Consider the following 11,187-nt stretch of genomic DNA (forward strand, 5'->3'; position numbering starts at 1 on the left):
AATTAGGTTTTTGTGTTGACCATACTTACATATAGCTCTACTATTTGACAATAACAGCGGATGTGATCACTTATAAAAGTGAGGAAACGATGGTCAAGGTTGACTGGTCGAGGAAAGCGGTTAAGCAGTTACTTTCAATAGATGTCAGATATCGAAAATCCATCAGTGAAAAAGTGAATAAACTGACAAATTTCCCTGCTGTTGATTTGGATATCAAAAAGTTACAGACCGGTGATAGCCAATATCGGATGCGAGTGGGGAATTACAGGATTATTTTTCAGATTATAGAGGGAACCCCTGTGATATGTACGATCCAGGAAGTTAAACGCAGAACCACAACGACCTATTAGTAGGCTGGCTCAGTAGATTTCCTCTCAAAGGCATGGTGTTATTTTTCTAAACTAAGGTGAATAAGATGGCAAAACTACAATACATTCATGATGAAGCAGGAGAGCCTCAGTTTGTGGTCTTACCCATTGCCGAATACCAGCAACTTATCTCTAATGCGAAGTACGATGATATTCCCTATGTTGCTGATCACGATGATGATCAGACCATCCCGAATGAAGTTGTTCAAATCATGGTAAACGATGGTGTCAGTTTGCTGGCTGCATGGCGTATCTACCGTGGCTTTTCGCAATATGAAATAGCAGAACTGCTTGGCACCACCCAATCTGCTGTATCCCAATGGGAAGCCGTAGATTCTCGCCCACAAAAGAAAACCAGAGAGAAATTAGCAGAAATTTATAAATGCCGGGCAGAACAGATGATTTTGTAAATGCTGTAATAAAAATTACTGGCTTCGTCACCTCAATAACCATAACTCATTGATATTTGTTAAATCATCTGCAAAACAAACCTACTAGGTTATTTTCTTGCTATAAATAACCTAGTAGGTTATGTTTATTGAGTGAAACTTGCTCAAGGATGGCAATGAAATGGAGAAACGGACTCCGCATACTCGTTTACTAAAAGTAAAAGAATTGGTATTGAAAGGGAATGTTAAATCGACTCGAATTGCCAGAGATGGCGCTGAAGAGCTGGGGCTGAGTTTTAGGGATATGTGTGATGTAGTTTGCGAACTGACTAGCGCCGATTTTTATAAAAGTATGACGACACATCAAGATCATACGATTTGGCAGGATGTTTACCGCCCCATGCTTTCGTGCGGTAGAGTTTATTTGAAAATCACGGTTATCGATGATGTTTTGATTGTCTCGTTTAAGGAGCTTTAATGATGAAATGTCCAGTTTGTGGTGGCGCAGAATTAATCCACGAAGCGCGTGACGTCCCCTTTACCTATAAAGGGCGTAAGTTCATCGTCGAAGGCGTGATAGGACAACATTGCCCGGCATGCGGTGAAACAATCATGACTGAAGCTGAGTCCGATACCTATGCAGCAAAAACAATGCTTTTGCGAAAAATGGTTAATACAGAATCGATTGCACCCGCATATATTGTGCAGGTGCGAAAAAAATTGGGTCTAAACCAGCGGGAAGCTAGTGAGATTTTTGGAGGTGGAGTGAATGCTTTTTCGCGTTACGAAAAGGGTAAGGCGTTGCCACACCCATCAACGATAAAATTGTTGCAAGTGCTTGATAAACACCCTGAGTTATTGAATGAAATCAGGTAGTTGTTTGGGGGACAAGATACTTTTTAATGTGATTTTTGCGGCTGATGGGATAGGGATATAACGCAACGGCCCACTCCCCATCTTCCCTCCCCCCACTATTCACCCCCCTCACCAAGCAACAAGATCACCCCCACAACCCGCACCCGCTCTGGCCTCAGCCTCTTTGAACACTCCCCCTCAGCCTCTTCAGCAACTGTTCAGGTGTTCAGTTTTTAATACTTGCCATCCACGAATTAATGAATACATATGAATACTGACTGAACAGTTATTAGTAAACTATTCAGTCGGTTTTTATCTTTGTATTTCAATTAATTAAATCTATTTCTGCACACTCTGAATAAGCCAGAGGTGAGTAATAATTAGTAGGGTGGATCTTCCGGTTGCGGATGGTGGGGCAGTGCCAGGGCGGGGAGCCAGTCTTTGGCGGTGTCGGATAAATCCATGTTGTAGCGGAAGCCTTTGTCGGTCCTGGCTTTTTTGTATTCTGCGCCGAATTCTTTCATTACTTTGGGAAAGTCTTTGCCGAATTTGGTCAACGATAATGAACGCTGATGGCCGTAAGCTTCCATATAGGCCAGATATGCGTGATACAGATAAATGCGTGGGGCGCGGATCACGCCGAGCGCGTCCTGAATAAGTAACGGCGGTGACACTGGCCTGGCATCCGTCAATTCTATCAGCAGCCAGTTAGCTATCTGCGCCTGACTCATCGCGGGGTGGAGACGTGAAATTCGCTCAATCAACTCCCTGACACTGATAAATTCCCGCTACTTTGCCTTGAGCTTTTCCGCTGGGTTTATCATGAGATTACTCCTGTTATCTCTGGTTGGCCCTGCTTTGAATGATACCGAACATAATGGTTCAAAGTGAAAGTAGTAGGGGGATGGTGCTGATCTCAGTTCGGTATACAGTGATATTCAATAGGATGTATCGCCACGGATTTTTGAGATAATCATAACGTTACTTTTGAGATAATCTAACTTTATGCCTAAATTTAATCACTATGATTTAGCACTGTTAAACCTCAGTTTCGACTCGCCATTGGTTGATGCATTGACCGAGCTTGAGTTACTAAGGCACCTGCGCCCTGAAACTGATGTGCATCCTCTGTTATTTGCCCAGCTAAAAAGTATTTTTCATATGCTAGAAAGCTTGGGTTCAGCAAGAATCGAAGGTAACCATACAACGTTACGGGGGCTGTTGAGGGGCTAGAGCAATGGTGCCTGTATGTTCTTACCGGTATATCGGCGGAGTTAAAGAAAGTCGATAAGCTCTCGGATCTTCACTTTTTGAACTCAAAAATTCTTTATCCAGCGCTCGAGTATTCCAAGGGGCAGGGGATAATCAATGAGACGGAATCTACAATTCTTAAGCGAACTATTAGCCAGAGGACGGTAAAAGCCAATGATTTAAAAGAGGTTTTACCGGGATTGAAGTCGGCTCAAATTACCTATCAGATTGGTAAGTTAGTTGATCGTGGCCTTTTGCAACCGGTTGAAGTGGGATCGCGAATTTATACCGCCGGTTTTTCGAAATCAGATCTGATGCGTGGTGTCATTCATGCTTTGCGAAAAGAGGGGTTTATTCCAGATTTTTGATTTGAAGTTTGAGCTAAATAAGTTGGCGATGTTGAATCGCCAACTTAAATATCAATGTTTTATTTTACCAACTTGAGGAAAGTATCTTTAGGTTTAAGGGTTACATTGTTCCCTGAACCCTCAATAGCTTCCATAAAGAAATTATTATTGAAAGTTAGTGTACTTATCTCATCTAACGGCAAAGAAAGTTGATCGAGAATCTCCCCTCTTTTTATCCCTTTTGCGCGCATTGTGCTAAAAATCTTATCCAAAATTAAAGATTTTTCACGTTCAACTAACCCTTGCGGTTCAGATGTACGATACCTGCAAATTATCAACCAGTTGCTGTCTGAACGCTTTACCAAATGGCCGGACATATCCAAGTTTAGGATCAATTTCAGCGCCAAACGACTCATATCGGTAAAACTCCCCTTCCATAGGTTACCGCGCCAGTCAAAGCGCACATAGCCATCTGGTTGAGTCTGGTAACCAGTTTGTCGTGCAGAGATAAGGATTTATTTACCGTCGTCGCAGTTTTTGAACGCTATACCTGAGAGGAGGTACCAAACCCAGGAGAACCACTTCCCGCGCCCTATTTTCCCGGCAGCTTCCCTCATAGCTTGAGGTTGTTTTCCTTTGCCCATTTTCTTAACCGGCCGCAGGCGTTGGAGTAGGGGGAAGATGTATTGAAAGAAATCATTCTTCCCATTGTCCATTTGCCATACCAAGCTTTTCCATACAGGTCATCGTCAGATCGCTTATTGATCAATTCAACGATTTCGTTTTTAGCGTTCTGTAGTTGGCTGCTTAGCGAGCGTAAATCCAAATAGCTATAGTCGCGATAAAACTGTTGGGCGAGAAGACCCAGTTGGTTCCATTTATAACCCGTTTCCGGGAAATCAACAGGCTTTCCCTCTTCATCAAACGTTATCCATTTGATAACTAAATTGTTCCAGCCAAGTAAGTAGGAGACAAGATTGCAAACGCTCATTACAGTGTCTTTCGCGTGTCCTTCCATTGATTCATTTGATGCTGATTCGGGCGGAATTGATGCGAGATAACCTGACAATTTATTGAAGTTTTTGTCTATTGCTAATAGGAGTTCTGATTTGGTTTGTGGCACACCCATGAGAATTCCCTCCCTAGTTGTTGGGATATTCAGCGAGTTTGGCAACGGAGAGGGGCCTACGCGAGCACTTTCTGGAAAAGATGTGAGAGAAAACGCATTATTAATCTGATTAGATTGTATTTTTCTTTTTAACTTATTGTTTTATTTTATAAACATCTTCTCTGAATATGAAATTACGCTCGATACCCTGAGCACGTTAATGCATATATCGCCATACTGAAAGGCGCGATTCTTTATGCTCCTCACTTCAAAACCAGCCAAAACATCAGGAACGATAAAACACCCGATACGTTCAGTTCTGTTGGCAATAGCCGGTGATGAATCAGATCGCTTAAAGATCACACTCACTCGCTATTTACGGCTAGAAGGTGATTGTTTTTACGCTGAATAACCTACAAAAGAAGCAAGTGTGATTCTCTCTGATCTGTTTGTTTGCCGGCCGTTAAAAAGTAGTGAAACCAAAGTAATTAACTGTATTCTGTTCTTATGCCAAATATCTATCGGTATTCCCTATGTTGATAGCCTACTTAGATGCGTTAAATATTTTGAGCACGCCTGTTTGGGTCGTTTTACCCAAAAATCAGGAAATACTTTTTGCTAACAAGGAAGCCCGAACAATTGCAGGTGATAGCCCACTCCAGTTACTGCGCAATGGCCGGTTTTCAGCACATGCACAGCAGCATTTGGATGCCTACCTGCCGGCTTTGGCGGAAGAAGATCAAATCGTTGAAATCTGGACTATTCAAACAGCAGGCAATAGCTTTCCCCTGAGTTGTCGGCTCTCTTTGACACAATTGGAACCGTACGGAGACGTTATTGTTTTCGAAGGGCTTTATATTGCAGGTGCGGAGGTTACTCGCCCCAATGTCGGTCGACTGTGCTCTAAACCCTACTGTCGCGACGAACGGGGTTTTTATGAGCAATTTTTCGACACCAACACCGCCCCGATGTTATTGATTGATCCATCGGACGATGGCCAAATTGTGGATGCTAATCAAGCAGCAACCCGCTTCTATGGTTATTCCCGGGATGAGATGTGTATGAAACATACTTGGGAAATTAATACCATGGGTAAGGATGTTTTGCCCGTAATGCGTGAAGTGGCCAAGCTACCTGGTGGGCACAAGCCTCTCAACTTCATCCATAAATTAGCCGATGGAAATACCCGTCACGTGCAAACTTACGCCGGCCCCGTTGAGTTGGATGGTATGCGGCTAATGCTTTGTATCATTCATGATATTACTGAACAAAAACGCCTTGAACAGGCATTAGAAGATGCGGCCTTACGGGATCCACTGACTGGCTTGGGGAATCGGCGGCAATTCTTTAATCTTGTTGAACATGCTAATGCGCAAAGCCAACGTTATGCACAAGGCTTCAGCTTGATGTTGGTTGATGCAGACCATTTCAAGCAAGTAAATGATTTGCACGGGCATCATAAGGGTGATGAAGTCTTGATATTACTGGCAAGAACCCTGGAATCTCGCATTCGTGAAAGTGACATGATTTTCCGCTGGGGAGGCGAAGAGTTTGCCATTCTGCTTCCTTCAACCAATTTAGCGGGCGCATTACAAGTGGCGGAGTCTATTCGTGAGGCTGTTCAGTTAGTCTGTCAACCCAATATGCCGCGACTCACTGTAAGCATTGGTGTAGCACAACATCAGGCTGGCGAAGATACTGATAGCTTATTCAAACGCATGGATGAGGCTCTTTACCGTGCAAAAGCGGCAGGGCGAAATAGGGTACTGGCGGCATAGGCCGATAAGTGGGGGATTAGCTGACCTCTCTTTACCGATAACTAGCTGCTATACGAACACCATAGCCTGGTCGTAGCATTTATCTATTCCAGCGGCAAATGATCGAGTGGTTTTACCTCGCGCAGGACGAAGGTGGTTTGCATCTCTTTAATGCCCGATAATCGGCGGATAACTGACATGGCGAAAGTGGAGAAACTATCGAGGTCTTCCGCGACCACTTGCAGCAGGAAGTCAGCATCTCCAGCGACAGCATAGCAAGCGATAACCGGCGTTAACTCCCCTACCTGCATTTCAAATAGCTTGGTTTCTTCTTCACTGTGGCTGTCAATTTTCACCCGAATAAATGCCAAGATTCCCAAACCAATTTTTCGTCGATCGATATTGGCTTGATAACCAGTAATAATTCCGCTCTCTTCTAATTGTTTTACCCGTCGCCAGCAAGGGGAGGTTGCCATCCCGACTTTATCGGCCAGCTCCTGGTTCGTCATACGGCCAGCATGCTGTAACTGTTTCAGTATTTTAATATCTGCCGGTGTTATGAGTGATGATGGCATTTTCTACCTGATTGTTATTTTATTTGGGAATGTATTACCAATATTAGCTGAATTCAGGTGATAAAAGAAAGCACTTACCTGCCAGCGAGGGATATGATTATGAGCATATATTATCGGTAAAAGGACAGTGGCTGTGGCAGAGCAAATGCGGATCGCGATTATGGTTAACCCTGAACTCCCTGTTGGTTTAATTGCCAATACCACCAGCGCGGTAGGGATTGGTTTAGCAGCAAAATTTCCGCAACTGGCAGGGACAATGTTGTCCGATTCAGGGGGGAAAGAAATTGATGTTAGCTCAAAATTACCGGTACCTATTTTACAGGCAAATGCTTCGCAGATGAGAGAGGTGCTGTTGAAAGCATTGGCGGCTACCAATGAACGGGCAATTGTGCCTTTTCCGGCATTTGCGCGTGCAATGCACAGCTTTCAAGATTATGCAGATGCGTTCCCGCAACACTCTCTTTGTGATGAACAGCTCGATGGTTTGGGATTGGCCGGGCCAGAAAAATGGGTTCGTTCATTGACTGGCGCGTTAAAACTGCTGCGCTAGTCAGGTAGGCTATCAATGGAAAAGAAACGGGTTCTGGCATGGAACCCGTTTCTTTATTGGCTATCAGTGGGTTAAGTTAACTGGCTTAATTGCAATACGTTACCGGCGACACCATTGATATACAACTTGCGATATTCATTAGCGGGCAGGCTAACGGATAATTCACGCCAAGCCGGTTGATAGCTGCCGGTGCGCGCAAAGGTGATATCAATACGGTGATTATCGGTAGTCACCTGCCAACTCAGCCACAATGCATGGCCCTGCTGCCAGCGGTGGCTTTCGCCATCATCTTCAAACAGCATTCCACTCGATCGCCCCGCGCCCTTGGTGGGGTAGAGTGCCAACTCGCGTTGTGAGTCCAACTTGGCATTAACAAAGGCGATGCGGCGTGACAGCGGCAGCGCTGCGCCGGCCCGTACCAATAGTGGCAAACGCTCCAGTGGCGCATCAAGGATGATCTTTTGCCCGCCGCCATACCATTGGCCTGTGTGGAAACAATACCAGCCGCCATTATTATCAGGCTGGCTATTATCAGGTAAGTACACTTCCCGCAGGCGTTGTCCGGCTTCTACCACACTGGCAACTAACAAGTCGCGGCCCAGCATAAAGTCGTCATTTTCTGTAAACGTGCCGCTATCGTGCTCATGATCGAGGAAAGTAGGGCGCAACATAGGCTCATCATCATGGGTGGCCTGCCACTGTAAGGTGTAAAAATAGGGCAGTAACCGATAACGCAGCGCCATAGCATCACGAATCATCGGCGTGGCAGCAGGGTACATCCAGGGCTCGTTTACCGTGTGGTCGTCATTCCATGAGTGAATAGTAAATCGTGGATGCATCACGCCATTTTGTACCCAGCGAATAAATAGCTCGGCTTCGGGTTTGTCACCCGAAAAACCGCCGACGTCGTGGCCGAGGTTGTATAACCCTGACAGGCTCATCCCCAGCCCCATGCGGATGTTATAGCGCAGCGTTTGCCAACTGGTACGGTTGTCACCACTCCAGGTCTGGGCGTAGCGTTGCATACCGGCACAACCAGAGCGTGATATTAAATACGGGCGTATATCTGGTGCAAATGCTTGTTGAGCCTCCATTGAGGCACGCATCATCAGCAAAGGCATTACCGGTCTGATATGTTTGATAGCGATAGATTCACCGAATCCATTGCAGCGCGCTTCACCATCCCACACTTCATATTCATTATTATCATTCCAGGTAGAACCGATCCCCATCTCCAGCAGTTGTTTGGTCACATTCTCCTGCCACCAATCCACGGTTGCAGGATTGGTAAAATCAAGATGGGAGCCTTCATCATCCCAGAATGAAGAGCGCTCTGGTAACCCGGTTTCGCCATCACGAATAAATAATCCACGCTCGGCAACGTGCTGATATTGTGGGTGATCTTGTAATAGGCACGGTTTAATATTGGCGGCTAACTTAATGCCCGCTTGCAAGAAAGCCTGACTCATCACCTTGGGCTGCGGCACTTTGTCGTAATTCCAGTTAAAAACATAACGCTTGTTGTTGATTGAGGTATAGCCCGATGAGAGCTGGAAAGAGTCGCAGGGAATATCATGCTGCTGGCAGAGTGTAATGAATTTTTGCAACTGTACCTGTGCATCGGGAGCATCGGTGTAATGCATGGTTGAACCGCTGTAACCAAGGCTCCATTTTGGGCCAAATTTGGTTTTACCGGTCAGGCGGACAAAGGCCTTGGTAACATCCAACACTTTCGGGCCGAGGAACATATAGTAATCAAGATCGCCAGCTTCAGCCTGATAGCGGCGATAGGCCAGATGGTAGTTATCAATCTCATTCCCTAAATCTAACCAGCAACTGCTTAAATTGTCATAAAAAAGACCAAAGCTGACATCATCACGGCGAGTAATGGTAAACGGGATATGCTTGTAGAGTGGGTCAGTACTGGCGGCGTTGTAACCCATAGCATCTAAATTGCGCATTTCAAAGCGGCGACCCGCACGGTTAAGATCACCGGCCTTTTCCCCTAAGCCGTAATATTGCTCATTGGGATATCGCCGCTGATAGTGAGCAATAGCCTCTCCATGGGGGCTGAGTAAATAAGCGCTGGTGGGCCGATCCGCGGCCAGTGGCTGCCACTCGCCGTGCTGATTTTTATATTCCCATGCCAGATATAGCGGTTGATAAATGGTCACCCGCAAACATTCAGTGGTGACTATCAACTGTTGTTCATGGTGTTCCAATTGATAACCTGGGATGGAGAAACCGTCCAGGCTAAGTCGGTCACGGCCAGACCATGGCACATCGCCTTGTGGGGCAATGCTCCAGGTGCGGTTTAAGGCCAGTTCACCATTCTTTTTAATCAGCACACGGCAGAGGTTTGGCTCTAATATATACAGACAAAATATATGATGGTCATCGACCAGTAATTCCAAATGGTCGGGATATTGGTTTATTAACTGCCAGTTTTTTAATGTTTTCATCACAGCTCATCTTTTTTCTGGCAACAGTACGGGTGCACCGTTGCCGGGTTAATAGCATCAGGCAACCGGTTGTGTTTTATTGCGGCGCTCAGCAAACAGGGCAACCAGGAACACCGCACCAATCAAATCGAAGAAACCCATAGCAATAAACAGCGGGTTAAAGCCAATGGTGTCGGATACGGCCCCAATCAATAAAGTAAACAGGAAGCTGGCAATCCAGGCGGAAGAGCCGCGCAGGCCATTGACGGTGGCCACTTGGTTTTTATCAAAGGACTCAACGACTAATGCACTGAGCATGCAGGAGATAACCTGATGACCGAAACCACCAATAGAGATTAAAGCAATCGCCAGATAAGGGTCTTTGGTGATGGCAACAAAAGCCAGTGAAACCATCATAAAGGCACCGGTTACGGAGCTGGCGACCACTGAGTTGACACGGCTGCAACCGAACCATTTTTGGTAGAGTTTGGTTAAATAGCCACTGGCAACACTGCCGATATCTGCCGCCAGGAAGGGTAGCCAGGCGAACATGGCAATCTGTTTCAGGTCCNTGCCCCGCTCGGTTGCCAAATAAAGTGGAACCCAGAAGCTAAATACTGCCCATGCTGGCTCGGCTAAAAATGCCGGGAGAGCGATACCGTAAAATTTCTTATTCTTACTCAGAATGGCCAATGATTTAAGGAAAGGCAGTCGAGGGAGTACTGGTTCATTGTCTTGGTGAATCAGTTCAAACTCTTCCTTACTCAGGTTTGGATGGGTGTCAGGTGAATGATAAAAACGCCACCACAGCACAACCCAAACCATAGCCAAAGCACCGGAGAATAAGAATGCACCTTGCCAGCCGAAAGCCACATGAGCCAATACGATAATTGGTGGGGCTAACATCGCACCAATAGAGAACCCCACCCCCGCCCAGCCAGCAGCAATGGGGCGTTCCTTTTTCGGGAACCAGTCAGAAATCGCTTTGGCGTTTGCCGGTGTTGCCGCCGCTTCAGCACTGCCCATAAAGAAGCGCAATACCGCTAATTGGAACCAGGTACCAGCCCCTGCGTGCATCATGCATACCACCGCCCAGACACTGGCGCAGATCAGGAACCCCATTTTCAAGCCGATGACATCAATCAGCCAACCGCAGAGTGGCTGGAAGACGGTGTAAGCCAACTGAAAAGACGCCACAATCCACGAGTATTGTTCAGTGGTCATATTCAGGCTGGTTTTTAACTCAGGGGCCAGAATACCCAGAGAGTTACGGGTAATATAGTTAACGGTGACCCCGAGTAGAAATAGTGCCAGCATCCACCAGCGTAATGATTTTATTTTTCGCCGCCCGACAACTTTAGCGGATTGATTAATCTCAACACTCATCCCAGCCTCCTGATGTTAGTCGGCAGTAAATTAACCGGACCAACTTATTGTTTTGGTATGATCTATTTTCGGTTATTAAGATTATGCTGAGTTTTAATGTGACTCCGTTCACATTAAACTCGATTTAAAAAACTCAACATATTGATAATATTTGTTTTTT

General features: G+C 45.7%; 12 protein-coding genes and 1 pseudogene. 7 read left to right on the forward strand and 6 right to left on the reverse strand.

What is annotated here, in order from left to right; all coding sequences use genetic code 11:
* Positions 1-89 precede the first annotated feature (89 nt).
* The 4 genes from V1952_RS15870 (at position 90) to V1952_RS15885 (ending at position 1,633) form a co-directional block, all read left to right on the forward strand.
* Positions 90-350, forward strand: coding sequence for a type II toxin-antitoxin system RelE family toxin (locus V1952_RS15870; protein ID WP_049611878.1), 261 nt, complete (start codon positions 90-92; stop codon positions 348-350).
* A gap of 65 nt (positions 351-415) precedes the next feature.
* On the forward strand, positions 416-778 hold the full coding sequence (locus tag V1952_RS15875; protein WP_050113809.1) for a helix-turn-helix domain-containing protein: 363 nt from the start codon (positions 416-418) through the stop codon (positions 776-778).
* Positions 779-938: 160 nt separating this feature from the next.
* Positions 939-1,235, forward strand: coding sequence for a type II toxin-antitoxin system MqsR family toxin (locus V1952_RS15880; RefSeq protein WP_420075100.1), 297 nt, complete (start codon positions 939-941; stop codon positions 1,233-1,235).
* On the forward strand, positions 1,235-1,633 hold the full coding sequence (locus V1952_RS15885; protein WP_049562359.1) for a type II toxin-antitoxin system MqsA family antitoxin: 399 nt from the start codon (positions 1,235-1,237) through the stop codon (positions 1,631-1,633). Before V1952_RS15880 ends, V1952_RS15885 begins: the two co-directional genes overlap by 1 nt.
* Before the next feature lie 359 nt (positions 1,634-1,992).
* Here V1952_RS15885 and V1952_RS15890 read toward each other — a convergent pair whose 3' ends face one another.
* On the reverse strand, positions 1,993-2,391 hold the full coding sequence (locus tag V1952_RS15890) for a winged helix-turn-helix domain-containing protein (protein WP_420075106.1): 399 nt from the start codon (positions 2,389-2,391) through the stop codon (positions 1,993-1,995).
* A gap of 226 nt (positions 2,392-2,617) precedes the next feature.
* On the opposite strand from V1952_RS15890, the pseudogene V1952_RS15895 reads away from it, so the two are divergent.
* Positions 2,618-3,231 (forward strand): annotated as a pseudogene (locus V1952_RS15895) (hypothetical protein).
* Between the two features lie 59 nt (positions 3,232-3,290).
* Here the strand turns inward: V1952_RS15895 and V1952_RS15900 are convergent.
* Both V1952_RS15900 and V1952_RS15905 read right to left on the reverse strand, forming a co-directional pair.
* Positions 3,291-3,626, reverse strand: a complete 336-nt coding sequence (locus tag V1952_RS15900) for a hypothetical protein (RefSeq protein WP_420075101.1) — start codon at positions 3,624-3,626, stop codon at positions 3,291-3,293.
* Between the two features lie 197 nt (positions 3,627-3,823).
* A complete protein-coding gene (locus tag V1952_RS15905; RefSeq protein WP_420075102.1) occupies positions 3,824-4,339 on the reverse strand; it encodes a ClbS/DfsB family four-helix bundle protein in 516 nt (171 codons plus the stop codon).
* 512 nt (positions 4,340-4,851) lie between these two features.
* Here V1952_RS15905 and V1952_RS15910 point away from each other — a divergent pair.
* Positions 4,852-6,096 (forward strand): sensor domain-containing diguanylate cyclase, encoded by a 1,245-nt coding sequence (locus V1952_RS15910; protein WP_420072148.1) that lies wholly within the window; start codon positions 4,852-4,854, stop codon positions 6,094-6,096.
* Positions 6,097-6,179: 83 nt separating this feature from the next.
* Here V1952_RS15910 and V1952_RS15915 read toward each other — a convergent pair whose 3' ends face one another.
* Positions 6,180-6,650, reverse strand: coding sequence for an Lrp/AsnC family transcriptional regulator (locus tag V1952_RS15915; protein ID WP_420075103.1), 471 nt, complete (start codon positions 6,648-6,650; stop codon positions 6,180-6,182).
* Positions 6,651-6,777: 127 nt separating this feature from the next.
* On the opposite strand from V1952_RS15915, the gene V1952_RS15920 reads away from it, so the two are divergent.
* Positions 6,778-7,200, forward strand: coding sequence for a DUF2000 family protein (locus V1952_RS15920; protein WP_420072149.1), 423 nt, complete (start codon positions 6,778-6,780; stop codon positions 7,198-7,200).
* A 71-nt stretch (positions 7,201-7,271) separates the two neighbouring features.
* On the opposite strand, the gene V1952_RS15925 is transcribed toward V1952_RS15920, so the two are convergent.
* Together V1952_RS15925 and V1952_RS15930 are read right to left on the reverse strand one after the other, a co-directional pair.
* Positions 7,272-9,662 carry a TIM-barrel domain-containing protein gene (locus tag V1952_RS15925; protein ID WP_420075104.1) on the reverse strand — a complete coding sequence of 797 codons (2,391 nt, stop codon included), beginning with the start codon at positions 9,660-9,662 and terminating at the stop codon, positions 7,272-7,274.
* Between the two features lie 57 nt (positions 9,663-9,719).
* A complete protein-coding gene (locus V1952_RS15930) occupies positions 9,720-11,027 on the reverse strand; it encodes an MFS transporter (RefSeq protein ID WP_420075105.1) in 1,308 nt (435 codons plus the stop codon).
* Positions 11,028-11,187 lie beyond the last annotated feature (160 nt).

The organism is Yersinia sp. 2542 StPb PI, assembly GCF_048593855.1.
In the GTDB taxonomy this organism is placed as follows: domain Bacteria; phylum Pseudomonadota; class Gammaproteobacteria; order Enterobacterales; family Enterobacteriaceae; genus Yersinia; species Yersinia enterocolitica_E.